Source organism: Streptococcus sp. k-163 (assembly GCF_013277555.1).
Classification (GTDB): Bacteria; Bacillota; Bacilli; order Lactobacillales; family Streptococcaceae; genus Streptococcus.
The window spans coordinates 52138-76074 of record NZ_VMND01000006.1 but is presented as its reverse complement, the minus strand read 5'-3'; the positions used below and the strand labels follow the sequence as shown (position 1 = coordinate 76074).

The following is a 23937-nucleotide window of genomic DNA, read 5'->3' as shown; positions in this document are numbered from 1 at the left end:
TTTAAAGAGCTGAGCATTAAAATGAGAATTGGCTTGATATCTTTGATTGTATTGTTGATTCTTCCAGCTAGCTATTCGGCAGTTACTCTGACAATAGAACAAGCGCGCAAAGAAGGGATCAAACAGTTTGTAGGAAAAGAGTTCGCCAATTATACGGTTATTAATCAAGTCTACAAGTCAAGTAACAATGAATTGGTCTTGACGGTTGTTGGAGATCCGATTTCAGAAGAAGAATTAGAAACACTCCACCAAAAACAAGCCTCTTACGGTATTCAATCTGTTCAATTGAAAGTCAATCAAGTTCATAATTCGACAAAATTAGACAGTGATTCGACCAAGGAATTTTATGAAACCATTAACAAGTATATCGATCAAAAACTCTCTGAAAAGGATTCACAAAAAGATCTTGTAAAAGAAAATGAAGCAGACAAGGATTGAGGATACTGACTTTATCTAACTCATGAAAGTAAATCTTGTGTGGTGCTTTGACCAATCACTACTAGCTCAGATTAAATAAAATATAAAAAGCAACAGCTGAAATAGTTGTTGCTTTTTAGGTAGCTAGGATTTTATCCCAGGTTTCATCTCTTATTTCTCAACGCGTGATTTGTTGGCGATATCAGCTAGGATAGCTTGAACAAAGTCATCAACTGAGACAGTTTGTGTTTCTTTTTGGCCGTAGCGACGAACGTTGACTGTTCCGTCTTCCATTTCCTTGTCCCCAACGATCAATTGGTAAGGAATCTTGCTGGTTTGTGAAGCACGGATCTTGAACTGCATTTTTTCATTGCGCTCATCTACATCTGCACGGACACCGCGGTCACGGAGTTTCTTAGCTACTTCCCATGCGTAGTCCACGTGTTTTTCGTTAGATACTGGGATGAGGGTTACTTGGTGTGGTGCAAGCCATGTTGGGAAGGCACCCTTGTAGTTCTCAATCAAGATAGCTGTGAAGCGTTCCATAGTTGAGATAACCCCACGGTGGATCATAACTGGACGGTGTTCGTCACCATCAGCTCCGATGTATTTGAGATCGAAGCGTTCTGGAAGCAAGAAGTCAAGTTGGATAGTAGAAAGAGTTTCTTCTTTTCCAAGAGCGGTCTTAACTTGAATATCCAATTTTGGTCCGTAGAAGGCTGCTTCACCTTCGGCTTCAAAGTAGTCCACGCCCATTTCATCAAGGGCTGCACGAAGCATGGTTTGAGCATTTTCCCACATCTCATCATTATCAAAGTACTTATGAGTATCTTGAGGGTCACGAAGAGAGAGGCGGAAGCGGTATTCATTCAAGTTGAAGTCTTCATAAACATCGATAATCAACTGAAGAGCACGTTGGAATTCTTCTTGGATTTGTTCTGGAGTCACAAAGAGGTGACCGTCGTTGAGTGACATTTCACGTACACGTTGAAGACCAGTAAGGGCACCAGATTTTTCATAACGGTGCATCATACCGATTTCAGCGATACGGATTGGCAATTCACGGTAAGAGTGAACATGGTGTTTGAAGACTTGGATGTGGTGCGGACAGTTCATTGGACGAAGAACAAATTCTTCCCCGTCACCCATGTCCATAGTTGGGAACATGTCTTCTTGGTAATGATCCCAGTGACCAGAAGTCTTGTAAAGTTCAACAGAAGCAAGTGGTGGAGTGTATACGTGTTGGTAGCCAGAAGCCAACTCTTTGTCAACGATATAGCGTTCCAATTCACGACGAATAGTCGCACCATTTGGCAACCAGAATGGAAGCCCTTGACCAACCTCTTGAGAAATCATGAAGAGGTCAAGCTCTTTACCAAGTTTACGGTGGTCACGTTCCTTAGCTTCTTCACGCATTTGGAGGTAGTTTTTTAAGTCTTTCTTGTCAAACCAAGCTGTACCGTAGATACGTTGCATCATAGCGTTGTCGCTATTTCCACGCCAGTAAGCACCTGCTACATGGAGAAGGTGGAAGATTTGAATACGGCCTGTTGATGGGACGTGAGGGCCACGGCAGAGGTCTACATACTCACCCTGACGATAGATAGTCAAACCGCCTTCGTCTTCTGAGTGTTCTTCAATCAATTCCAACTTGTAAGGGTCATTTTTGAAGATTTCACGTGCCTCGTCTTTAGTCACTTCTTCACGGATTGATGGGAAGTTTTCTTTGACAATTTTTTGCATTTCTTCTTCGATACGAGGAAGGTCTTCGTTAGAGATTTGACCAGCTGTGTTGTCAGTATCGTAGTAGAAACCATCTTCGATGGCTGGACCAACTCCCAAGTGAATGTCTGGGAAAAGACGACGAGCTGCTTGGGCGAACAAGTGAGCGGCTGAGTGACGCAAGATTGGAAGGGCATCTTCGTGATCAGGTGTCACGATTTCGATGCTTCCATCTTCAGTGATCGCACGAGTAGTGTCGATGAGTTTGCCGTTGAATTTACCAGCCAAGGCCTTTTTAGCTAGGGAATTGCTGATAGATTGGGCAATTTCAAAAGTTGTAACGCCAGATTCGAATTCACGAACAGCGCCATCTGGGAAAGTAATGTTAATCATGATGTTCTCCTTACTTATATTATTGACGAATGTGTTAACCCTATTCTGAAAACAGGGGCAGAGGATAGTGAAAGCTAGAAAAACAAAAAGCGACATCCTCGAAAGGACGTCGCAACGTGGTTCCACCTTCATTTATGTACCTCAAAAGAGAGGGACACCTCTGATTGGCTCTAACGTGGCCACCGTTTTATGTTTGCATAAAAGTCAGTAGAGTAGTATCAGTATAGTCTTTCTATGCGTTCTCAGCAACCACGCACTCTCTAGTAGAAAGGGACTAAGTGACTTGTCTCTAAGGATTATTATAGCATGATTGTGAGATTTTTCAAGGATTTTGTGAAAGTTTTTGTTTTTCATTTTTGTAGAATATGCTTGATGCCAATACCGGAAGCCATGCCCACCAGAGCCAAGGTTTCATAGATTAGCAAGTAAATTAGTATAAACTCACCAAAAGTTATGATAGTAAAGCAATAGAGCAGTCCGTTCCCCAGTAACCACCAAAGAGAGAAACGGAAACGGTAGCTATAGAGTAACGATACAATCAAGATTGCCAGAGGTGTAAAGAAGAGAATATTATTTACGTAGAGACTCTTGAGAAAAAGGGGGTCAGAAATAATTAGTGATAACAACTGATAAAGTGGCCAATAAAAGAAAAATATGACCAGATAGTAGGGGAGATGGGAATAGAATCTAGGCATGATAATCACCTCGTTTTAAAAAACAGACAACTTAGATCTCTTGCTATGATTATTATAGCATGTTTAAAACAAGAAAGTAAATCTGTTGACAAAGAAGTTAGTTATTGGTAGAATAGGGATTGTCGTAAAGACAAATAACTTCTTCTTGGTTACAGGCATGCCAACCTGTCACTCGGATGAAGCCAAATAAAAAGGAGAAACATCATGGCAATCTCAAAAGAGAAAAAAAATGAAATCATCGCACAATATGCACGTCACGAAGGTGATACAGGTTCAGTAGAGGTTCAAGTTGCTGTCCTTACTTGGGAAATCAACCACCTTAACGAACACATCAAACAACACAAAAAAGACCACGCTACTTACCGTGGATTGATGAAAAAAATCGGTCGCCGTCGTAACTTGCTTGCATACTTGCGTAAAAACGACGTTAACCGTTACCGTGAGTTGATCAACTCTCTAGGACTTCGTCGCTAATTCAAGATACAAAGGCCGTCAAAAGCACAAAGCAAAAATAGGAAAATTGACGAAGAAACTTCAGTTTCTAGGAGATTTTATCTTTTTTGCCAAGTGCTTAGGCCGTGTTCAATTGAGCATATCTTGATAATGAAGCTACTCTAAATTGGGTAGCTTTTTTACTTTTGTTACCTTACCTCGATATGCTCAAGTATAATCTTCGGTTACGGTTCCTAGCACTGTAAGGTAAAATAAACCAGATATTCTCCCTTCGGGGAGATTTTTTTGTTTCACTAAAAATTTTGTACAATCTTCGCCTCGTCGCCTAGTCTATAAACGTTTTATCAAGCAAGAATCATGATGCTAAGGGCGTCAAAAATCCGTATGAAAATAGGGAAATGACACAGTGTTCGATGAACACAAGGAGTTCCATCTTTTTCACTAGGATTTTAGCTCGGGCTCAAATCAGCTCTCTGATTTTCAGAGGGCTTTTTTATTGAGGTTTTATCGGTCACAATTTTGGAGACTACAAAAACCTCAAATGGTATCAGCTAATTACACCATAAAGGTGCGTAGCTACTCGGCTTGAAAAGCCGAGTAGCTGTCTGCAAGCCCCCTCGGAGAGCCCACACTTTACGAAGTAAAGTATAGTATGTTATACTTTACATGGAAGTAGTCACCGAATTCCAGTTAGAAATTACTTTGTAACTACGTTTTGAGGAGGAGTAAAATGCTTTCCTATGTTCGACATTACCCACTAGCGATAGCTAAATTAATGTGTCTGTGCTCTCCTAAAATCTGCTGATTTATTACTGACCAATACAGGAGGTTTTTTATGGGACAGACAATCATATCTGCTATTGGTGTTTATATTTCCACCAGTATCGATTATTTAATTATTTTATTTGCACAGCTATCACAGAATAAACAAAAATGGCATATTTATGCGGGGCAATATCTAGGCACAGGCTTACTTGTAGGGGCGAGTTTAGTTGCTGCTTATGTCGTTAATTTCGTGCCTGAAGAATGGATGGTTGGATTGCTTGGTTTAATCCCTATCTATTTAGGGATTCGCTTTGCAATTGTTGGAGAAGGTGAGGAAGAAGAGGAAGAAGAGGAAGAAATTATTGAAAGATTAGAACAAAGCAAGGCAAATCAACTGTTTTGGACAGTTACATTGCTAACAATTGCGTCTGGCGGAGATAATTTAGGTATCTATATACCTTATTTTGCTTCGTTAGATTGGTCACAGACCCTCGTGGCCTTGCTTGTGTTTGTAATCGGCATAATTATCTTATGCGAGATTAGTCGGGTGTTATCCTCTATTCCGTTAATATTCGAGACAATTGAAAAATACGAGCGAATCATTGTGCCCTTAGTATTCATTGTACTTGGACTATACATCATGTATGAAAATGGCACGATAGAGACTTTTCTGATCGTGTAGATTTTTTTGTTTCACTAGGATTTTAGCCCGAGCTCAAATCAGCTCTCTGACTTCAGAGGGCTTTTTGCGTTGGCACCTTACCTCGATATACTCAAGTATAATCTTCGGTTACGGTTCCTAGCACAATAAAATCAACTATATTCATTTGTTCTCATCTTGTTCCATTGTTGAAAATATGATATACTTTTCATGAGAATTTTCTAAATTTTTAAGATTCTATTAAAGGAGGTTTGCATGCTTTCCAAATTTTCTGGAAGCCGACAAGACCAGCAATTTGTGTTACTTTTAGTTATTTTGCTAGGTATTTTAGGGATTTCTCTCTTTCTAGCAGTTTCAATGGGATCTGTTGCGATTGATCTAGGAGATACCTATCGGATTATTTTGAGCAGGTTGGGATTTCCTCTTGAGATAGGAGAGGTTTCCAAGTCTACTCTTGCCATTGTATGGAACATGAGATTCCCTCGAGTATTGTTAGGTCTGATAGTAGGAGCAGGCCTTTCTATGTGTGGTAGCGTGATGCAGTCCACGGTAAACAATCCCATCGCAGAGCCCTATGTCTTAGGCATCTCTGCTGGTGCAACTCTAGGGGCAACATTGAGCATCATTCTTGGTTTAAAAGTGATGATTAGCCTTGGAGCTTTTATTGGAGCTATTTTGGCAACAATTGCTGTCCTCATCATTGCCTCTGTGCAGGGAAGGATGACGACTTCCAGTCTGATCTTATCAGGAACGGTGGTCAACGCTCTCTTTCTGGCTTTTTCAAACTTTATTATCTCAGTCGGTGCTAATGCGGACAGTGTGATGACCATTAAGTTTTGGACCATGGGCTCGCTTGCTGGGACTTCCTGGGCAGACTTGGTCCTGCCAACTATAGTAGTAGGAATAGCCTTTCTATTTTTCTCTACTCAGTATCGTGTTTTCAATGCGATGATGATGGGAGATGAGGCTGCTTTAACTTTGGGGATTCCCTTACGCTTTTATTGGTATCTTTATGTGACCATGGTGGCTGTGCTGACAGCAGTCTTAGTGGCAACCTGTGGGATTATTGGATTTGTCGGTCTGATTACTCCACATTTAGCTCGAGGATTAGTAGGAACGAATTACAAGAGGCTTTTTCCTGTTGCAACCTTGCTGGGTGCCCTCTTTGTCATCTGGGCAGACGTACTCTCTCGTATCATCATTCCAAACGCAGAGCTTCCTATTGGTATTTTTACAGCCTTAGTAGGTGCTCCCTTCTTTGTCTACATTGTTGGAGGTAGGCGAAGGGAGGTGAGGGTCTGATATGGACTTGATTTGTCAGGATATCCATTTTGGACTAGGTGAGAAAAAAATCCTCAAAGGAGTCTCTCTTAAGGTTGAAGGGCATCAATTTCACACGATATTAGGACCAAATGGAAGTGGAAAAACCAGTCTACTTAAACTCCTCTATCGTCAGGAAAAGGCGGATAAAGGCTTGATAAGTCTAGATGGAAAGCCTCTGGAACAATGGACGCTCAAAGAAACAGCCAAGCAAATGGCAGTTGTGACCCAGTTTAACCAGCTGCAGTTTGATTGTACAGTTGAAGAAATCGTCTTGCTGGGAAGAACTCCCCACCTCTCTTTTTTACAGAAGGAAAGGGAAAGAGATTTTACACTCGTTCAAGATGCCCTCGTTAAGGTGGATATGCTCGAGAAGAAAACTCGTCTCTATTCGTCCTTATCAGGGGGAGAGAAACAGCGAGTCTTACTAGCCCGCGTCTTGGCGCAAGAACCGACTCTCTTGCTCCTGGACGAACCAACCAATCATCTGGATATCAAGTACCAGCTAGACTTGTTGGCCATTGTGAAGGAGCTCAAGGTCAATGTTCTAGCTGTCCTGCATGATATTCAACTTGCTTGTCGCTATTCGGATTATCTCTATCTGATGAAAGAGGGGGAAATCCTTTACCAAGGGACTCCAAAGGAGACCATCACCCCTGAGTCATTGCAAACTGTATATGGAGTTCAAAGTCAGGTGACTTGGACCGAGGATCAGCAAGCCATGATTCACTATTTATAAGAATGAAAAGGAAAACAAGATGAAAAAAACACTAAGCATTTTACTCGTAGCAGTAGCTACCCTAACTCTGGCAGCTTGTGGTAATACTACTACAGAAAAAGCTACCACGCAGTCTAGCGCAGAGACAAGTCAAAAGGCTAACGCAGAGACGACTTATCCGTTAACGGTTAAAACCTATGACGCGAAAGGGAATGAAGTCGAACAAGTTTTTGACAAGGCACCTGAAAAAGTTATTACAAATAATCTTTCAACCACGGAAATCTTATTGGAGTTGGGGTTGAAGGATAAAATTGTTGGCATGCTCAATCCAGACAATGCTGTGACGGACAAATACAAGGACGCGATTGCGACTATTCCTCAAATTGGGGATAAAAAAACAGTCTCACAAGAGACAGTCCTCTCTTATGAGCCAGATGCTGTGATGGGTCGAAACATGATGTTTTCTGAAAAATCCTTGGGGACAGTTAGCACTTGGAATGAAAATAAAATCCCAGTTTATACGCAAAAAGCTTCTCTCTCAACAATTCAGCAAGATTTGGGGAATATCGTAGAAGATGTAAAAAATCTTGGAATGATTTTTAATGTGCAGGACAAGGCCAATGAATACGCGGCCCAATTACAAACTAAAATTGACGCTGTTAAGAAAGCAAACCCAGCAAGTCAAGGTGAAAAGAAAAAGGCTTTGATTATGGTTGCTTATAATGATGAAACCTTCGGTGCCTATAAGTCTGCTTTGCAAGAAAGTTTGTTGAACCAACTTGGTTATACCAACGTTGCTACGGGGACATCAGGCTTGACCTTGGAAAATCTTGTGTCAATGGATCCTGAATTGATTATCTATGTAACCAGCGATCGCAATAAAAAATTGGATGAAAAAGCAGTAGAGTTGATGAAGGCAAATGCTGTTTTGGAAAGCGTTCCTGCTATTAAGAATCAAAAAATTATGACCATCTCTTACGATGAATTGATGGACTATGGTCCAGCAGTGATTGATTCCCTTGAGAAAATCAATGACTTTATCAATAAATAATGAGTTTGATTGGGAAGGAATTCAAGTCAAAATCAGCCTTCCTTCTAACTACGACCTCAATCAAACCTATCCGGCTATTTTATTGAATGATGGAAATTTGGATTTCCTATCGTCCCTTTCCGAATCTGTGATTTTAGTGGGCTTGACCTCTAAAAATCGCCTAGATGATTACACTCCCTGGAAGGCAGCTGCTCTGAGAGATGGAGCTCCAGATTTTAGAGGTCAGGCCAACGTCTATCATGATCATTTATTTGGAGGTCTTTTAGACAAGTTGCAGTCACTTTATCGCCTGGACGAAACTCGCCTTGCTTATGGAGGCTACTCACTAGGTGGTTTGGCGGCAGTCTACAGTCTTTTCAGCTTTGACAAGGTTTCCTGTGTCTTTTCGATCTGCGGTTCCTTTTGGTATCCTGATTTTACGACTTATTGCAAGGAAGAAAATGTGAAAAATTTGGACTGTTTGCTGTATTTACAGAACGGTCAAACAGAAGGAGCCTATCATACTAATCGCTTGGCTCAAGCACCAGTCTATGCTGAGCAAATCCAGACCAGTCTTCAGAAACGCTATCCGAACGGTCAGTTTGTCTTTGATACTTATGGACACCATGAACAAGTAGCTGAGCGATTCCTAGCTTTTTCCAGCTGGTTGGCCCAAAAATGGAAAATCGAATAAAAGATTTATCCCTTGGCTTTTGCCAAGGGATTGTTGTATTTATTTAACCAAGTTTTTCTCTCTTTTTATCTGGATTCCAGATGAAGCTTGCGATAAAGCTAAAGATGATAGTTAGGATAGCGAGGATAATGGCAAGGATGAGAGCAGGGATGCGGATAAACCACCAGAGTGGATTTGGTTTTTTATTATTGTGCCATTGTTTGGTTTCTTGGTCTAGACGTTGGAATTCTGTTTGGATACGATTGGCGACTGTTTCAATGCCTTCATCATTCATTTTCTTGATATCTGAGATATCAATTGGATTTCCAAAGTTCATATCGACACGTTCACGACTAATCAAGCCTTTCAAAGTCATGGGACCTGTATAGGTAACCGGCATGATACGGACCTTGGCCATTTTGGCAATCAGGGCAACTCCACCCTTGACATCGTTTGAGTGACGGCTTCCACTTGGAAACATGATGAGAGAGCGGTCGCTTTTTTTGAGAACATTGATAGGATATTTGATGGCTGAAGCGTTAGGATTTTCACGGTCAATAGGAAAGGCACCACACATACGAATCCACCATCCAAAGATACGGTTGGTGAAGAGTTCTTTTTTAGCCATAAAGATGAACTGTTTTGGCTTGGTCGCAAAGGCCATGTAAACAGGATCCCACCAGGTACGGTGAGGCGCAACTAAAATATAATTTTCATCTTGATTAGGAATTTTATCAGTATTATGATAGTGGGCATTGCCATTGATGGACCATAGGAGCAAGACAACCAATCCACGTAAATAAGTATAAAACATGCGATCTCCTTCGATTATTTTCTTGTTATTATTATACCTTATCAAAGGAGGGCTGGCAAACTTTTCCCTTGACTAGGTGCATATTTAGGATGAGATTAGAATTCTTTTAGAAAAAATGATATGATAGAATTTATGGATAAAAATAAGATTATGGGATTAACCCAAAGAGAAGTCAAGGAAAGACAGGCTAAGGGCTTGGTCAATGATTTTACCGCATCAGCCAGTACCAGCACTTGGCAAATCGTTAAACGAAATGTCTTTACTCTTTTTAACGCTTTAAACTTTGCCATTGCTTTGGCCCTTGCCTTTGTGCAGGCTTGGAGCAATCTGGTCTTCTTTGCCGTTATCTGCTTTAACGCTTTTTCTGGAATTGTGACCGAGCTACGGGCTAAACACATGGTGGACAAGCTCAATCTCATGACCAAGGAAAAGGTCAAAACTATTCGTGATGGTCAAGAAGTGGCTCTGAATCCTGAAGAATTGGTGTTAGGAGATGTCATTCGTCTGTCTGCTGGAGAGCAGATTCCCAGTGATGCCTTGGTTTTGGAAGGCTTTGCGGAAGTCAATGAAGCCATGTTGACGGGGGAAAGTGATTTGGTGCAAAAGGAAGTGGATGCCTTGCTTTTGTCAGGAAGTTTCTTAGCCAGTGGGGCAGTTTTAGCTCGTGTCCATCATATAGGTGCAGACAACTATGCTGCCAAACTCATGCTGGAAGCCAAGACCGTTAAACCTATCAACTCCCGTATCATGAAATCGCTGGACAAGTTAGCAGGTTTTACTGGAAAGATTATCATTCCTTTTGGTCTGGCTCTCTTGCTAGAAGCCTTGATGTTGAAAGGTCTGCCTCTCAAGTCATCCGTTGTAAATTCGTCGACAGCCCTGCTGGGAATGTTGCCTAAGGGAATTGCCCTTTTGACCATTACTTCGCTCTTGACAGCGGTGATTAAGTTGGGCTTGAAAAAGGTCTTGGTTCAGGAAATGTACTCTGTTGAGACCTTGGCGCGCGTGGATATGCTCTGTCTGGACAAGACAGGCACCATCACCCAAGGAAAGATGCAGGTGGAGGCTGTTCTTCCTTTGACCGAAGAGTATGGAGAGTCAGCGCTTGCTAGCATCTTGGCCAGCTATATGGCCCATAGTGAGGATAAAAATCCAACAGCTCAAGCCATTCGCCAGCGTTTTGTGGGAGAAGTAGCCTACCCTATGCTTTCCAATCTGCCTTTCTCAAGCGACCGGAAGTGGGGAGCCATGGAGTTAGAAGGTTTGGGAACAGTTTTCTTAGGGGCGCCTGAGATGTTGCTGGATTCTGAGGTACCAGAAGCCAGGGAGGCCTTGGAGAGAGGTTCACGTGTCTTGGTCTTAGCTCTCAGTCAGGAGAAATTAGACCATCACAAACCACAGAAACCTTCTGATATTCATGCTCTAGCCTTGCTGGAAATCTTGGACCCCATTCGAGAGGGAGCAGCAGAGACGCTGGACTATCTTCGTTCTCAGGAAGTGGGATTGAAAATTATCTCTGGTGATAATCCAGTCACTGTTTCAAGTATTGCCCAGAAGGCTGGTTTTGCGGACTACCACAGCTATGTAGATTGCTCCAAAATTACGGATGAGGAATTGGTTTCTATGGCTGAGGAGACTGCCATTTTCGGACGTGTTTCCCCTCATCAAAAGAAACTCATCATCCAAACGCTGAAAAAAGCGGGTCATACAACAGCTATGACAGGGGATGGAGTTAATGATATCCTGGCCCTTCGTGAGGCGGATTGTTCTATCGTGATGGCTGAGGGAGATCCTGCGACTCGTCAGATTGCCAATCTGGTTCTCTTGAACTCTGACTTTAATGATGTTCCTGAGATTCTCTTTGAAGGTCGTCGCGTGGTCAATAACATTGCCCATATCGCCCCGATTTTCTTGATAAAGACCATCTACTCATTCTTGCTCGCAGTTATCTGTATCGCCAGTGCTTTACTAGGTCGGTCTGAGTGGATCTTGATTTTCCCTTTCATTCCAATCCAGATTACCATGATTGACCAGTTCGTGGAAGGTTTCCCACCATTCGTTCTGACTTTTGAGCGAAATATCAAACCTGTCGAGCCAAACTTCCTCAGAAGATCCATGCTTCGTGCCCTACCAAGTGCTCTCATGGTTGTGTTCAGCGTTCTTTTTGTGAAACTATTTGGAAGTAGCCAAGGTTGGTCTGAGTTAGAAATCTCAACTCTACTCTATTATCTCTTGGGGTCAATTGGTTTCTTATCTGTATTTAGAGCCTGCATGCCATTTACCCTATGGCGTGTCCTCTTGATTGTTTGGTCAGTAGGAGGCTTCTTAGCCACAGCTCTCTTCCCAAGAATTCAAAAATTGCTTGAAATCTCAACCTTAACAGGACAAACATTACCTGTTTATGGTGTCATGATGTTGGTCTTTACCGTGATTTTCATCCTGACTAGTCGCTATCAAGCCAGAAAATAAAGAAGGGCTGCAATCTGTGTATTGCGGTCTTTTTAGGTACAAGATTGCCAGTTGAAATGTGGTATAATAAGAGGTAACAGAGTTTTGGAAAGAGAGAGAAGATGATTTCAAAGAGATTAGAATTGGTGGCTTCCTTTGTGCCACAGGGAACTATTTTACTAGATGTGGGAAGTGACCATGCTTATCTGCCAATTGAGTTGGTTGAGAGAGGCCAAATCGAAGGAGCTATTGCAGGGGAGGTTGTGGAAGGTCCCTACCAATCTGCGGTCAAAAATGTTGAGGCTCATGGTCTAAAGGAGAAAATCCAGGTTCGTTTAGCCAATGGCTTGGCAGCCTTTGAAGAGACAGATCAAGTGTCGGTCATTACCATTGCTGGTATGGGTGGTCGTTTGATTGCTAGGATTTTAGAAGAGGGCTTGGACAAGCTGGCTAATGTAGAGTGTTTAATCCTACAGCCTAATAATCGTGAAGACGACTTGCGCATTTGGTTGCAAGATAACGATTTTCAGATTGTGGCAGAAAGCATTTTAGAAGAAGCTGGTAAATTTTATGAAATTCTAGTTGTGGAAGCTGGAAAAATGAAGTTATCAGCCAGTGATGTCCGCTTTGGACCTATATTGTCCAAAGAAGTCAGCCCAGTCTTTGTCCAAAAGTGGCAAAAAGAAGCTGCCAAGCTAGAATTTGCTCTCGGACAAATTCCAGAAAAAAATTTGGAGGAATGTCAAGTTCTAGTAGATAAAATTCAAGCCATTAAGGAGGTTCTTCATGCTAGCAAGTGAAGTGATTAAATGTTATGAAGGCTTTTGTCCTCAGGAATTTTCCATGGAGGGAGACAGTCGTGGCCTGCAAATTGGAACTTTGGACAAAGATATCCAAAGGGTCATGGTTGCTCTGGATATTCGTGAAGAAACGGTGGCTGAAGCCATTGAAAAGGGTGTGGACTTGATTATTGTCAAGCACGCGCCGATTTTCCGTCCCATCAAGGATTTGGTAGCTAGCCGTCCACAAAATCAGATTTACATTGATCTGATAAAGCATGATATCGCAGTTTATGTCAGCCATACCAATATTGACATCGTTGAAAATGGCCTCAATGACTGGTTCTGCCAGATGCTAGGCATTGAGGAGACGACTTATCTGCAGGAAACAGGTCCAGAACGTGGAATTGGACGTATTGGGAATATTCAACCTAAGACATTTGGAGAAATGGCCCAACATGTCAAGCAAGTCTTTGGCCTAGATAGTCTTCGAATGGTGCATTATCAAGAGAGTGATTTGCAGAAGCCTATTTCAAGAGTGGCCATCTGTGGTGGTAGCGGGCAGTCTTTCTATAAGGATGCTTTAGCTAAGGGAGCAGATGTCTATATTACTGGCGATATCTACTATCACACTGCCCAAGATATGCTGTCTGATGGCTTGCTGGCACTGGATCCAGGCCACTATATCGAAGTGCTTTTTGTGGAAAAAATCGCAGCACTCCTTACTCAATGGAAGGCAGAGAAGGGCTGGTCTATTGATATTTTGCCTAGTCAAGCATCGACCAATCCTTTCCACCATATCTAGTTAGAAGGTGAAGACAATGAAGAAAGTTGCTATTATAGGAGCAGGGATTGTGGGAGCAACAGCTGCATACTATCTCTCGAAAGAAAGTGACCTTGAGGTGACCGTTTTTGACCATGGAAAAGGTCAGGCTACCAAGGCAGCAGCGGGAATTATCAGTCCTTGGTTTTCCAAACGTCGCAATAAAGCTTGGTACAAGATGGCACGCTTGGGGGCTGACTTTTATGTGGATTTGTTAGCTGATTTAGAAAAGTCTGGTCAGAAAATCGACTTTTACCAGCGCTCGGGAGTCTTTCTCCTGAAAAGGGATGAATCTAAGTTGGAAGAACTCTATCAACTAGCTCTCCAGCGCAGAGAAGAGTCTCCCTTGATAGGGCAGTTAGCCATTCTTGATCAAGCCTCAGCAAATGAATTATTCCCTGGCTTGCAGGGATTCGACCGCCTGCTCTACGCTTCTGGTGGAGCGAGAGTAGATGGCCAACTCTTAGTGACTCGTTTGCTAGAAGCTAGTCAAGTCAAACTGGTCAAAGAAAAAGTGAGTCTGACACCTTTAGCATCAGGACATCAGATTGGCACAGAGGTGTTTGATCAGGTTATTTTAGCGACGGGAGCTTGGTTGGGACACATATTAGAACCCTTAGGATATAAAGTGGATGTTCGTCCTCAAAAAGGACAACTCCGAGACTATCAACTTGCCCAAGACATGGAATCCTATCCTGTTGTTATGCCAGAAGGGGAGTGGGATTTGATTCCTTTTGCAGGTGGGAAATTATCCTTAGGCGCTACCCATGAAAATGATATGGGATTTGATTTGACGGTGGATGAAGCCTTGCTCCAGCAAATGGAGGATGCGGCCTTACCTCACTATCTAGGCTTGGTAGAAGCGACTTCCAGAGCTGAGCGTGTGGGAATCCGTGCCTACACCAGTGATTTCTCTCCTTTCTTTGGGCAGGTGCCAGAATTAGCAGGTGTCTATGCTGCTAGTGGACTAGGTTCATCAGGCCTCACAACTGGTCCTATCATTGGTTACCATCTAGCCCAACTTATCCAAGACAAGGAGTTGACCTTGGATCCAGTAAACTACCCAATTGAAAACTATGTCAAACGAGTAAAAAGTGAATAAGAATTTTACTTAAATTTTAGTCTCCCCTCTAGGATGGCAAATGACATTCCCTATCAAAAATGGTAAAATAAGAAAAAATAATCCGAGAATCGAGGAAAGAAGATGCAAGAAAAGATTTTGGTAACGGGTGGGGCAGGTTTTATTGGAACTCACACAGTTATTGAGTTAATCCAAGCAGGTCATCAGGTTGTTGTGGTGGATAACCTTGTCAACAGCAATCGTAAAAGTTTAGAAGTTGTTGAGAGAATTACAGGAGTTGAAGTGCCTTTCTATGAGGCAGATATTCGAGACACAGATACCCTCAGAGATATTTTCAAGCAAGAAGAACCAACAGGGGTCATTCACTTCGCTGGCTTGAAGGCTGTCGGTGAATCTACCCGTATTCCTCTTGCCTACTATGACAACAATATTGCTGGGACTGTTAGTCTTTTGAAGGTAATGGAAGAAAACAACTGTAAAAACATCATTTTCAGTTCTTCTGCGACAGTTTACGGAGATCCGCACACAGTACCCATCTTGGAAGATTTCCCACTTTCAGTGACCAATCCATACGGCCGTACTAAGCTTATGCTAGAGGAAATTTTGACAGATATCTACAAGGCAGACTCAGAATGGAATGTGGTCTTACTTCGTTACTTTAACCCAATCGGAGCCCATGAGAGTGGTGATTTGGGAGAAAATCCAAACGGTATTCCAAATAACCTTTTGCCATATGTAACTCAAGTAGCCGTTGGGAAATTAGAGCAAGTGCAAGTGTTTGGAGACGATTACGATACGGAAGATGGAACTGGTGTTCGTGACTATATCCACGTTGTCGATTTGGCTAAAGGTCACGTCGCAGCTCTGAAAAAAATCCAAAAAGGTTCAGGTCTAAACGTTTATAACCTTGGAACAGGTAAAGGCTACTCAGTTCTTGAAATTATCCAAAATATGGAAAAAGCAGTGGGACGTCCAATTCCTTACCGCATCGTAGACCGTCGCCCAGGGGATATCGCAGCCTGCTATTCAGATCCTGCAAAAGCCAAAGCAGAATTGGGCTGGGAAGCAGAACTCGGCATCACCCAAATGTGTGAAGATGCATGGCGTTGGCAAAGCAAGCATCCAAATGGATTTGAAGACTAAGATGGTGATGTCAATCATTGTCCCCTGTTTAAACGAAGAGGAAGTACTTCCTCTTTTTTATCAGGCTTTGGAAGCTTTACTTCCAGATTTGGAAACAGAAATCGAGTATGTCTTTGTCGACGATGGATCAAGTGATGGAACCTTGGAACTCTTAAAGGCCTATCGGGAACAAAATCCGGCAGTACATTATATTTCTTTCTCTCGAAATTTTGGAAAAGAAGCAGCCCTCCATGCAGGTTTGCAATATGCGACAGGAGATTTGGTGGTGGTGATGGATGCAGACCTCCAAGATCCTCCTAGTATGTTGCTTGAGATGAAAGCCTTACTAGACCAGAATACAGACTTGGACTGTGTTGGAACAAGGAGAACTAGTCGGGAGGGAGAACCCTTCTTTCGCAGTTTTTGTGCTAATCTCTTTTACCGCCTTATGCAAAAAATTAGTCCAGTAGCCCTGCCGTCAGGTGTCCGTGATTTTCGCATGATGAGAAGGTCTGTGGTCGATGCCATTTTAAGCTTGACGGAGTCCAACCGTTTTTCTAAGGGACTCTTTGCCTGGGTCGGTTTTAAAACCCACTATCTGGACTATCCAAATGTCGAAAGGCAGGCCGGCAAGACCAGTTGGAGTTTTAGGCAACTTTTTTTCTACTCCATTGAAGGGATTGTTAATTTTTCAGATTTTCCCCTGATTATAGCCTTCGTAGCTGGTCTCCTATCTTGTTTTATTTCTCTGCTTATGACCTTTTTTGTCGTGGTTCGAACCCTCATTTTGGGCAATCCGACATCAGGTTGGACCTCTCTGATGGCTGTTATTCTCTTTCTTGGAGGCATTCAACTCTTGACCATTGGGATTCTCGGCAAGTATATCAGTAAGATTTATCTAGAGACTAAAAAAAGACCACTTTATCTTATTAGAGAAAAAAGTGATCTTCCTATTTTGACCGAAAAAAATAGAGAGAAAAGACTATAATTTTACATGGAAATATGCTAAACTAGAAGGAGTGGATTACCGCCATTGATTTAGGATTCCTGGTTTCCAATCAGGGCGCGAGTTGGGCAATTTTTAACAGCATCTACTACGTCCTGGCTAGGAGAAATTTCTTTTTCTAGTTGATCAGGATCATCGTAAAAACGCACGATTCCATTATCGTGATAATCAAATAAATCAGAATAAGTTTGGCACAGCCCACAGGCGATACAACGTTCGGGTATAAGTGTGATTTTCATGTTCATATTTATATTGTAATAAGAAAAGTAAAAAAAAACAAGGAGTAAGGTATGGCAAAAGAACCGTGGCAAGAAGATATTTATGAAAATCAAGAAGAAACAAGATCAGGCCGTCGTTCGAAATCACAGGGTGGTGGAGTTATAGCGAATCGTATCTTGACTATTTTAGCTAGTATTTTCTTTGTAATTGTGGTGGTGATGATTATTGTTCTGATTTATCTGTCATCAGGTGGGAGTAATCGTACAGCAGCCTTGAAAGATTTTCATGATTCTGATGCAAATGTAGTACAGATTTCATCTTCTAGTAGTTCAGAGCAGGCATCTTCTGGTTCAGAGGAAAAGGTAGAAGAGTCATCTAGTAGTTCAGAACATCCAACTGATCCAGAAGGAACTACAAAAGTTTTGGCTGGAGAAGGAGAAGCAGCTATTGCCGCTCGTGCAGGAATCTCCATTGCTCAGTTAGAGGCCTTGAATCCTGGACATATGGCTACAGGATCTTGGTTTGCTAATCCAGGTGATGTTGTCAAAATCAAATAGGAGTTACTATGAAAACAATTCAAATTGCTATTGACGGCCCTGCTTCAAGTGGTAAGAGTACGGTCGCAAAGATTATTGCCAAGGATTTTGGATACACCTATCTAGATACAGGTGCTATGTATCGTGCAGCGACCTACATGGCTCTCAGGAACCAATTAGGAGTTGAACAAGTTGAAGAACTCTTAGACTTATTGGACCAGCATCCAATCAGTTTTGGACGCTCAGAAATTGGAGAGCAACTTGTCTTTGTAGGAGATGTGGATATTACCCACCCTATTCGTGAAAATGAAGTTACCAATCATGTTTCTGCTGTTGCGGCAATTCCTCAAGTGCGTGAGAAACTAGTTTCTCTTCAACAGGAAATCGCCCAGCAAGGTGGGATTGTCATGGATGGTCGCGATATTGGAACGGTTGTATTGCCACAAGCAGAACTGAAAATTTTTCTAGTAGCTTCGGTAGATGAAAGAGCAGAGCGCCGTTACAAGGAAAATATTGCCAAGGGAATTGAGACAGACCTTGAAACCTTAAAAGAGGAAATTGCTGCGCGTGACTACAAGGATAGTCATCGTGAGACTTCGCCTCTCAAACAAGCAGAGGATGCTGTCTACCTTGATACAACTGGCTTGAACATTCAAGAAGTAGTTGAAAAAATCAAAGCAGAAGCTGAAAAAAGAATGTAAATGTAGAAAAGCCGATAGATTGATATCGGTTTTTTCTAAATTTGTCAAAATGCTGATTTTAGGGTATAATAGTTGCTGTTCGAGAAATGTTGATTTTCAAAGAATAGTGAATGATGATAAGGAGAAACCATGAACAACCTACCAAATTGCCCAAAATGTAACTCAGAGTATGTCTACGAAGACGGTACCCTACTGGTTTGCCCAGAGTGTGCTCATGAGTGGAATCCTGCTGAAGTTGCAGATGTAGAAGAAGGCCTTGTCGCTATCGATGCCAACGGAAATAAATTGGCTGACGGTGATACAGTAACTCTCATCAAGGACTTAAAAGTAAAAGGTGCGCCAAAAGATTTGAAACAAGGGACGCGCGTGAAAAATATCCGCATCGTAGAAGGTGACCACAATATCGACTGTAAAATTGATGGCTTCGGTGCTATGAAGCTCAAATCAGAGTTTGTGAAGAAAATTTAAGCATGTCAAAGCACTACAAACTTGTATTTTATAGCCGTATCTTCTTGTTTCTAGCGGCTTTCACGGGAGTTTATCTTGAAATCGCCAAGCATGGTGGATTTGGGATGTTGCTCTATTATACGGTTCTGTCAAATCTTTTAGTAGCGATTTTTACGCTCTATCTTCTAAAGGTTATGAGCCGTTTAGGTGAAAATTGGCAAAGGCCAAGTCTCCTGCGCTTAAAAGGTGGGGTCACCATGAGTATCATGATTACCTGTGTGATTTACCATTTCCTTTTAGCGCCTATTGCGACTAATTTTTATACTCTAGAAAATTTCCTTTGCCACTATATCGTTCCCCTCTGGTTTTTAGCAGATACCCTCTTTTTTGATAAACAGGGTCAATACAAAATCTGGGATCCAGTTGTGTGGACGATTTTACCCTTGCTGTATATGATTTTTGCTCTTTTTAATGGCTTGGTACTGAAATTAGACATTCCTAATTCTAAGGTCAGTCCTTTCCCTTACTTCTTTTTGAATGTGAACAAGGGTTGGGATGTCGTGTTCAAGTGGTGTCTGATTATCTTTGTTGCCTATATGGTAGCAGGATTTATCTTCTACTTTGTCAAGCAAATCAAGAAAAAATCATCTTAAGGCACAAGGAATTCATTTTCGAGTTTAAGAAGGAGTCTGTACACTAAAGAGGCTTCTTCTTTTCTTGCCTACTTGATAACTATTAAAAGAGGCAGAAGATTAAGAGAAAATATAGAAAGAGATTTCATGAAACAATTTTTAGAACGGGCCAGTATTTTGGCTCTCTCCCTCGTTTTGATTACATCCTTTTCCATCTCGAGTGCCCTGCCAGCCATGTTTGACTATTATCAAGGTTATCCTAAGGAACAAATTGAGCTCTTGGCGAGCTTGCCTTCCTTTGGGATCATGATTATGTTGCTACTAAATGGTTTCTTAGAAAAAATATTTCCTGAGCGTTTACAGATTAGTTTGGGATTATTGATTTTATCACTAAGTGGAACGGCTCCATTTTGGTATCAAGCCTACCCCTTTGTCTTTGGAACAAGAATTCTTTTTGGTTTGGGTGTTGGGATGATCAATGCCAAGGCTATTTCTATTATCAGTGAACGTTATCAAGGCAAAACGCGGATTCAGATGTTGGGGCTACGTGGCTCTGCAGAGGTCGTTGGAGCCTCTCTCATTACCTTGGCAGTCGGCCAGTTGTTGGCTTTTGGTTGGACAGCTACCTTCCTAGCCTATAGTGCTGGATTTTTGGTGCTGATCCTTTATTTGCTCTTTGTCCCTTATGGAAAGGAAAAGAAAGAAGTCAAGAAAAAAGAGAAGGAAGCAAGTCGCTTAACTCGGGAAATGAAAGGCTTGATTTTTATCCTAGCTATTGAAGCAGCGGTTGTAGTTTGTACGAATACAGCTATTACCATCCGTATTCCAAGTTTGATGGTGGAAAGAGGACTTGGAGATGCCCAGTTATCTAGTTTTGTTCTTAGTGTCATGCAGTTGATCGGGATTGTGGCTGGTGTGAGTTTTTCTTTCTTGATTTCTATTTTTAAAGAGAAACTGCTCCTCTGGTCTGGTATTACCTTCGGCTTAGGTCAAATTGTGATTGCCCTGTCTCCATCCTTGTGGGTGGTAGTAGCAGGAAGCATTCTTGCTGGTTTTGCCTACAGTGTAGCTTTGACGACCGTCTTTCAACTTGTTTCTGAACGAATTCCAGCTAAACTCCTCAATCAAGCAACTTCATTTGCTGTATTAGGCTGTAGTTTCGGAGCCTTTACGACACCATTCGTTCTAAGTGCAATTGGCTTGCTAACACAAAATGGAATGTTGGTCTTTAGTATCTTAGGAGGTTGGTTGATTGTAACCTCTATCTTTGTCATGTACCTACTTCAAAAGAGAGCTTAGGATTGGTTTCCTAAGTTTTTCTTTTGAGTTTTTTGTACCCAGACAGTATTTGTTTTAGAATCTTGTCTCCAGACTAATTTCTTGATACAATAGAAGTCATGACAAGATATAAAGCAACTATTTCCTATGATGGTTACGCCTTTGCTGGTTTTCAGCGCCAGCCTCATGCGCGTAGCGTTCAGGAAGAAATTGAAAAAACCTTGACCAGGTTAAATAAAGGGCAAGCCATTACTGTTCACGGTGCTGGTAGGACAGATAGTGGTGTTCATGCCCTGGGACAGGTTATTCATTTTGACTTGCCCTACCAGATGGATGAGGAAAAACTTCGCTTTGCCTTGGACACCCAGTCCCCTGAAGATATTGATGTGATTTCTATTGAGCTAGTGGAGGATGATTTTCATTGCCGTTATGCCAAGCACAGCAAGACCTATGAGTTTATCGTGGATAGGGGGCGTCCTAAAAATCCCATGCGCCGTCATTATGCCACTCACTTTCCCTATCCGCTTGATGTGGAACGGATGCAGGAGGCTGTCAAAAAGCTTGAAGGAACCCACGATTTCACTGGCTTTACAGCCTCTGGTACTAGTGTAGAGGATAAGGTTCGCACCATCACAGAAGCTAGTTTAACAGTTGATGAGACAGGTCAGTTTTTGACCTTTACCTTTTCAGGAAATGGCTTCTTGTATAAACAGATTCGCAATATGGTGGGGACACTGCTCAAAATTGGAAACAACCGTATGCCAGTAGAGCAGATTGACCTGATCTTGGAGAAGAAGGATAGGCAACTTGCTGGTCCCACTGCAGCACCTAATGGTTTGTATTTAAAGGAGATTCGTTATGAAGAATAATCGTATTTTAGCACTTTCTGGAAATGACATTTTTAGTGGTGGTGGCCTGTCAGCTGATTTGGCTACCTATACCTTGAACGGCTTGCATGGCTTTGTAGCAGTGACTTGCTTGACAGCTTTAACAGAAAAGGGCTTTGAAGTCTTTCCAACCGACGATACCATTTTTCAACATGAATTAGATAGCTTGCGTGATGTGGAGTTTGCAGGGATTAAGATTGGTCTTCTACCAACTGTCAGTGTAGCTGAGAAAGCATTGGACTTTATCAAACAACGCCCAGGAGTGCCTGTGGTGCTGGATCCCGTCTTGGTCTGCAAGGAAACACACGACGTAGCTGTAAGTGAACTCTGTCAAGAACTGATTCGTTTTTTCCCTTATGTCAGTGTGATTACTCCTAATCTTCCTGAAGCAGAATTATTGGCAGGTCAGGAAATTAAAACCTTGGAAGACATGAAGGCTGCAGCACAGAAATTGCATGACTTAGGAGCGCCAGCAGTCATTATCAAGGGAGGTAATCGCCTTAGTCAGGACAAGGCTGTGGATGTCTTTTATGACGGACAAAACTTTACAGTCCTAGAAAATCCTGTCATCCAAGGGCAAAATGCTGGTGCAGGTTGTACCTTTGCTTCCAGCATTGCCAGTTATCTAGTCAAAGGTGATGAACTTTTACCAGCAGTAGAAAGCTCTAAGGCTTTCGTTTATCGTGCTATTGCACAAGCAGATCAGTATGGAGTGAGACAATATGAAGCAAACCAAAACAACTAAAATTGCCCTTGTATCCCTATTAACCGCCCTCTCTGTGGTTCTAGGTTATTTCTTAAAAATTCCAACACCGACAGGCATTCTAACTCTTTTAGATGCTGGTGTCTTCTTTGCGGCCTTCTACTTTGGTAGTCGTGAAGGGGCTGTAGTAGGAGGACTAGCAGGTTTCTTGATTGACCTCTTATCAGGCTATCCTCAGTGGATGTTCTTTAGCTTGGTTAACCATGGCTTGCAGGGATTTTTCGCAGGATTTAAAGGAAAAACTCAGTGGTTAGGCCTTATCTTAGCAACGATTGCCATGGTAGGGGGTTACGCCTTGGGTTCTACATTGATGAATGGCTGGGCAGCAGCCCTACCAGAAATCCTACCAAATTTCATGCAAAATATGGTAGGGATGATTGTAGGATTTATCCTTAGTCAAAGTATCAAAAAGATAAAGTAAAAAGTTAGCTGTTCGAGCTAACTTTTTTTGTATAATATTAATCAAAATAAAGCAAGTCTTTGCTGGTGCTTGTAAAGAGGTCAAAGCCATCCTTGGTAACAACACCACAGTCTTCAATACGAACACCGACTTTACCAGGGATATAGATACCTGGTTCAACAGAGAAGCACATGCCTTCTTCGATGACCATGTCGTTTCCTTCCATGATAGATGGGAATTCGTGGACATCCATACCGATACCATGACCGAGACGGTGGTTGAAGTACTCACCGTAACCAGCTTTTTCGATGACTTCACGGGCAGTGCGGTCCACTTCATGTGCAGTCACACCTGGCTTGATAAAGTCAAGAGCAGCTTGTTGGGCTTCAAGAGTCAAGTTGTAAATGTCTTTCTTGAATTGGTCTGGTTTACCAACAGCGACTGTACGAGTCATATCTGAAGCATAGCCGTTGACCAGAACACCAAGGTCAAAGAGGAGAAGGGCGTCATTTTCAACCTTATTAGCTGCTGGAATGCCGTGTGGATTTGCAGCATTATCACCAGTCAAGACCATGGTATCAAAGCTCATTTCATAACCTTCACGTTTCATGGCAAAGTCAATTTGAGCGATGATATCTGTCTCCGTCTTATCAAGAGAAATATTATCAAAACCAACCTTAACAGCCTTATCAGCATAGAGACCTGCAACCATCATTTTTTGCACTTCATCAGCTGATTTGATGAGGCGCATGCGTTGGATACGAGGAGTGAGGTTGTCAAACTCAGCAGTTTCAAAAACGGTTTTCAAGCCATGATATTTGGTCAAGATGAGATTGTCAAACTCAACAGCGACACGTTTGAAGTCAAGCTGTGGAAGAGCATGTTTCATTTTTTGCCATGGATTTTCAGAATCCACATAGCCCACAACTGGGAAGGAAACAGTACTAGTAGCACGCTCAACTTCAAGGGCTGGGACAAAGAGGAGGGGTTCTTGATCCGCTAGGACAAAAAGGAACATTTGGCGTTCATGGGGATCACTGTAAAAGCCAGTGAGGTAATTAATTGTGACGGGGTCAGATACGACAGCGACGTCTAGTTTTTCTGATTCAAGATATGTTACGATTTGTTGTAATTTAGACATATGCTACCTTCTT

At 42.1% G+C, this 23937-nt stretch carries 25 protein-coding genes and 2 pseudogenes; 21 read left to right on the top strand and 6 right to left on the bottom strand.

Annotated features, from left to right (window positions below; translation table 11 throughout):
- Positions 1-438 (top strand): annotated as a pseudogene (locus HT731_RS02085) (TIGR00341 family protein); the annotation flags it as partial.
- Between the two features lie 150 nt (positions 439-588).
- Here HT731_RS02085 and thrS read toward each other — a convergent pair.
- The 3 genes and pseudogenes from thrS to HT731_RS09330 form a co-directional block, all read right to left on the bottom strand.
- On the bottom strand, positions 589-2532 hold the full coding sequence (thrS, locus tag HT731_RS02080; protein WP_173277473.1) for a threonine--tRNA ligase: 1944 nt from the start codon (positions 2530-2532) through the stop codon (positions 589-591).
- A 40-nt stretch (positions 2533-2572) separates the two neighbouring features.
- Positions 2573-2781 (bottom strand): annotated as a pseudogene (locus tag HT731_RS02075) (hypothetical protein).
- 101 nt (positions 2782-2882) lie between these two features.
- On the bottom strand, positions 2883-3227 hold the full coding sequence (locus tag HT731_RS09330; RefSeq protein WP_240151646.1) for a hypothetical protein: 345 nt from the start codon (positions 3225-3227) through the stop codon (positions 2883-2885).
- A 204-nt stretch (positions 3228-3431) separates the two neighbouring features.
- Between HT731_RS09330 and rpsO the strand changes: the two genes are divergently transcribed.
- From rpsO to HT731_RS02045, 6 genes are all read left to right on the top strand, one after another.
- The gene (gene rpsO, locus HT731_RS02070; RefSeq protein WP_001018251.1) at positions 3432-3701 is read left to right on the top strand and encodes a 30S ribosomal protein S15; all 270 of its coding nucleotides are present in this window, start codon (positions 3432-3434) and stop codon (positions 3699-3701) included.
- Between the two features lie 814 nt (positions 3702-4515).
- The gene (locus tag HT731_RS02065) at positions 4516-5127 is read left to right on the top strand and encodes a CadD family cadmium resistance transporter (protein WP_173277471.1); all 612 of its coding nucleotides are present in this window, start codon (positions 4516-4518) and stop codon (positions 5125-5127) included.
- A gap of 234 nt (positions 5128-5361) precedes the next feature.
- Complete coding sequence (locus HT731_RS02060; RefSeq protein ID WP_000949313.1) at positions 5362-6408, top strand: iron ABC transporter permease; 1047 nt, start codon at positions 5362-5364, stop codon at positions 6406-6408.
- A gap of 1 nt (position 6409) precedes the next feature.
- Positions 6410-7165, top strand: coding sequence for an ABC transporter ATP-binding protein (locus HT731_RS02055; protein ID WP_173277469.1), 756 nt, complete (start codon positions 6410-6412; stop codon positions 7163-7165).
- A gap of 19 nt (positions 7166-7184) precedes the next feature.
- Positions 7185-8195 carry an ABC transporter substrate-binding protein gene (locus HT731_RS02050; protein WP_173277467.1) on the top strand — a complete coding sequence of 337 codons (1011 nt, stop codon included), beginning with the start codon at positions 7185-7187 and terminating at the stop codon, positions 8193-8195.
- Positions 8176-8868, top strand: a complete 693-nt coding sequence (locus HT731_RS02045; protein ID WP_173277465.1) for an alpha/beta hydrolase-fold protein — start codon at positions 8176-8178, stop codon at positions 8866-8868. The genes HT731_RS02050 and HT731_RS02045 overlap by 20 nt, the downstream gene beginning before the upstream one ends.
- Positions 8869-8911: 43 nt before the next feature.
- Here the strand turns inward: HT731_RS02045 and HT731_RS02040 are convergent, their stop codons facing one another.
- Positions 8912-9661: a 1-acyl-sn-glycerol-3-phosphate acyltransferase gene (locus HT731_RS02040; protein ID WP_173277464.1), complete on the bottom strand. Its 750-nt coding sequence runs from the start codon at positions 9659-9661 to the stop codon at positions 8912-8914.
- A 132-nt stretch (positions 9662-9793) separates the two neighbouring features.
- On the opposite strand from HT731_RS02040, the gene HT731_RS02035 reads away from it, so the two are divergent.
- From HT731_RS02035 to HT731_RS02010, 6 genes are all read left to right on the top strand, one after another.
- On the top strand, positions 9794-12130 hold the full coding sequence (locus HT731_RS02035; protein WP_173277462.1) for a cation-translocating P-type ATPase: 2337 nt from the start codon (positions 9794-9796) through the stop codon (positions 12128-12130).
- Between the two features lie 101 nt (positions 12131-12231).
- Positions 12232-12909: a tRNA (adenine(22)-N(1))-methyltransferase TrmK gene (locus tag HT731_RS02030; RefSeq protein ID WP_173277460.1), complete on the top strand. Its 678-nt coding sequence runs from the start codon at positions 12232-12234 to the stop codon at positions 12907-12909.
- Positions 12896-13693: a Nif3-like dinuclear metal center hexameric protein gene (locus tag HT731_RS02025; RefSeq protein ID WP_173277458.1), complete on the top strand. Its 798-nt coding sequence runs from the start codon at positions 12896-12898 to the stop codon at positions 13691-13693. Before HT731_RS02030 ends, HT731_RS02025 begins: the two co-directional genes overlap by 14 nt.
- 16 nt (positions 13694-13709) lie before the next feature.
- Positions 13710-14813: an FAD-dependent oxidoreductase gene (locus HT731_RS02020; RefSeq protein ID WP_173277450.1), complete on the top strand. Its 1104-nt coding sequence runs from the start codon at positions 13710-13712 to the stop codon at positions 14811-14813.
- A gap of 102 nt (positions 14814-14915) precedes the next feature.
- On the top strand, positions 14916-15935 hold the full coding sequence (gene galE, locus HT731_RS02015) for a UDP-glucose 4-epimerase GalE (protein ID WP_024057477.1): 1020 nt from the start codon (positions 14916-14918) through the stop codon (positions 15933-15935).
- Positions 15919-16902, top strand: a complete 984-nt coding sequence (locus tag HT731_RS02010) for a glycosyltransferase family 2 protein (protein ID WP_173277476.1) — start codon at positions 15919-15921, stop codon at positions 16900-16902. Before galE ends, HT731_RS02010 begins: the two co-directional genes overlap by 17 nt.
- 50 nt (positions 16903-16952) lie before the next feature.
- Here the strand turns inward: HT731_RS02010 and HT731_RS02005 are convergent, their stop codons facing one another.
- Positions 16953-17159, bottom strand: coding sequence for a ferredoxin (locus HT731_RS02005; RefSeq protein ID WP_173277448.1), 207 nt, complete (start codon positions 17157-17159; stop codon positions 16953-16955).
- Between the two features lie 51 nt (positions 17160-17210).
- Here HT731_RS02005 and HT731_RS02000 point away from each other — a divergent pair, with 51 nt between their 5' ends.
- From HT731_RS02000 to HT731_RS01965, 8 genes are all read left to right on the top strand, one after another.
- Complete coding sequence (locus HT731_RS02000) at positions 17211-17696, top strand: SAG1386/EF1546 family surface-associated protein (protein WP_061759455.1); 486 nt, start codon at positions 17211-17213, stop codon at positions 17694-17696.
- A gap of 8 nt (positions 17697-17704) precedes the next feature.
- Positions 17705-18376 carry a (d)CMP kinase gene (cmk, locus tag HT731_RS01995; protein ID WP_061759456.1) on the top strand — a complete coding sequence of 224 codons (672 nt, stop codon included), beginning with the start codon at positions 17705-17707 and terminating at the stop codon, positions 18374-18376.
- Positions 18377-18505: 129 nt separating this feature from the next.
- Positions 18506-18844 carry a zinc ribbon domain-containing protein YjdM gene (locus HT731_RS01990; protein WP_061759457.1) on the top strand — a complete coding sequence of 113 codons (339 nt, stop codon included), beginning with the start codon at positions 18506-18508 and terminating at the stop codon, positions 18842-18844.
- Between the two features lie 2 nt (positions 18845-18846).
- Positions 18847-19476 (top strand): Pr6Pr family membrane protein, encoded by a 630-nt coding sequence (locus HT731_RS01985; protein ID WP_061759458.1) that lies wholly within the window; start codon positions 18847-18849, stop codon positions 19474-19476.
- A gap of 126 nt (positions 19477-19602) precedes the next feature.
- A complete protein-coding gene (locus tag HT731_RS01980; protein WP_061759459.1) occupies positions 19603-20754 on the top strand; it encodes an MFS transporter in 1152 nt (383 codons plus the stop codon).
- Between the two features lie 98 nt (positions 20755-20852).
- On the top strand, positions 20853-21602 hold the full coding sequence (gene truA / locus HT731_RS01975) for a tRNA pseudouridine(38-40) synthase TruA (RefSeq protein WP_173277446.1): 750 nt from the start codon (positions 20853-20855) through the stop codon (positions 21600-21602).
- The gene (locus HT731_RS01970; protein ID WP_173277444.1) at positions 21592-22365 is read left to right on the top strand and encodes a bifunctional hydroxymethylpyrimidine kinase/phosphomethylpyrimidine kinase; all 774 of its coding nucleotides are present in this window, start codon (positions 21592-21594) and stop codon (positions 22363-22365) included. Before truA ends, HT731_RS01970 begins: the two co-directional genes overlap by 11 nt.
- Positions 22343-22804, top strand: coding sequence for an ECF transporter S component (locus tag HT731_RS01965; RefSeq protein WP_000814970.1), 462 nt, complete (start codon positions 22343-22345; stop codon positions 22802-22804). Before HT731_RS01970 ends, HT731_RS01965 begins: the two co-directional genes overlap by 23 nt.
- Positions 22805-22841: 37 nt before the next feature.
- Here the strand turns inward: HT731_RS01965 and HT731_RS01960 are convergent, their stop codons facing one another.
- Positions 22842-23924: a Xaa-Pro peptidase family protein gene (locus tag HT731_RS01960; protein WP_173277442.1), complete on the bottom strand. Its 1083-nt coding sequence runs from the start codon at positions 23922-23924 to the stop codon at positions 22842-22844.
- Positions 23925-23937 lie beyond the last annotated feature (13 nt).

Bases quoted from the DNA above. Each gene is read 5' to 3' on its own strand.
- thrS (WP_173277473.1), bottom strand. From the start codon at position 2,532: ATGATTAACATTACTTTCCCAGATGGCGCTGTTCGTGAATTCGAATCT.
- HT731_RS09330 (WP_240151646.1), bottom strand. From the start codon at position 3,227: ATGCCTAGATTCTATTCCCATCTCCCCTACTATCTGGTCATATTTTTC.
- rpsO (WP_001018251.1), top strand. From the start codon at position 3,432: ATGGCAATCTCAAAAGAGAAAAAAAATGAAATCATCGCACAATATGCA.
- HT731_RS02065 (WP_173277471.1), top strand. From the start codon at position 4,516: ATGGGACAGACAATCATATCTGCTATTGGTGTTTATATTTCCACCAGT.
- HT731_RS02060 (WP_000949313.1), top strand. From the start codon at position 5,362: ATGCTTTCCAAATTTTCTGGAAGCCGACAAGACCAGCAATTTGTGTTA.
- HT731_RS02055 (WP_173277469.1), top strand. From the start codon at position 6,410: ATGGACTTGATTTGTCAGGATATCCATTTTGGACTAGGTGAGAAAAAA.
- HT731_RS02050 (WP_173277467.1), top strand. From the start codon at position 7,185: ATGAAAAAAACACTAAGCATTTTACTCGTAGCAGTAGCTACCCTAACT.
- HT731_RS02045 (WP_173277465.1), top strand. From the start codon at position 8,176: ATGACTTTATCAATAAATAATGAGTTTGATTGGGAAGGAATTCAAGTC.
- HT731_RS02040 (WP_173277464.1), bottom strand. From the start codon at position 9,661: ATGTTTTATACTTATTTACGTGGATTGGTTGTCTTGCTCCTATGGTCC.
- HT731_RS02035 (WP_173277462.1), top strand. From the start codon at position 9,794: ATGGATAAAAATAAGATTATGGGATTAACCCAAAGAGAAGTCAAGGAA.
- HT731_RS02030 (WP_173277460.1), top strand. From the start codon at position 12,232: ATGATTTCAAAGAGATTAGAATTGGTGGCTTCCTTTGTGCCACAGGGA.
- HT731_RS02025 (WP_173277458.1), top strand. From the start codon at position 12,896: ATGCTAGCAAGTGAAGTGATTAAATGTTATGAAGGCTTTTGTCCTCAG.
- HT731_RS02020 (WP_173277450.1), top strand. From the start codon at position 13,710: ATGAAGAAAGTTGCTATTATAGGAGCAGGGATTGTGGGAGCAACAGCT.
- galE (WP_024057477.1), top strand. From the start codon at position 14,916: ATGCAAGAAAAGATTTTGGTAACGGGTGGGGCAGGTTTTATTGGAACT.
- HT731_RS02010 (WP_173277476.1), top strand. From the start codon at position 15,919: ATGGATTTGAAGACTAAGATGGTGATGTCAATCATTGTCCCCTGTTTA.
- HT731_RS02005 (WP_173277448.1), bottom strand. From the start codon at position 17,159: ATGAAAATCACACTTATACCCGAACGTTGTATCGCCTGTGGGCTGTGC.
- HT731_RS02000 (WP_061759455.1), top strand. From the start codon at position 17,211: ATGGCAAAAGAACCGTGGCAAGAAGATATTTATGAAAATCAAGAAGAA.
- cmk (WP_061759456.1), top strand. From the start codon at position 17,705: ATGAAAACAATTCAAATTGCTATTGACGGCCCTGCTTCAAGTGGTAAG.
- HT731_RS01990 (WP_061759457.1), top strand. From the start codon at position 18,506: ATGAACAACCTACCAAATTGCCCAAAATGTAACTCAGAGTATGTCTAC.
- HT731_RS01985 (WP_061759458.1), top strand. From the start codon at position 18,847: ATGTCAAAGCACTACAAACTTGTATTTTATAGCCGTATCTTCTTGTTT.
- HT731_RS01980 (WP_061759459.1), top strand. From the start codon at position 19,603: ATGAAACAATTTTTAGAACGGGCCAGTATTTTGGCTCTCTCCCTCGTT.
- truA (WP_173277446.1), top strand. From the start codon at position 20,853: ATGACAAGATATAAAGCAACTATTTCCTATGATGGTTACGCCTTTGCT.
- HT731_RS01970 (WP_173277444.1), top strand. From the start codon at position 21,592: ATGAAGAATAATCGTATTTTAGCACTTTCTGGAAATGACATTTTTAGT.
- HT731_RS01965 (WP_000814970.1), top strand. From the start codon at position 22,343: ATGAAGCAAACCAAAACAACTAAAATTGCCCTTGTATCCCTATTAACC.
- HT731_RS01960 (WP_173277442.1), bottom strand. From the start codon at position 23,924: ATGTCTAAATTACAACAAATCGTAACATATCTTGAATCAGAAAAACTA.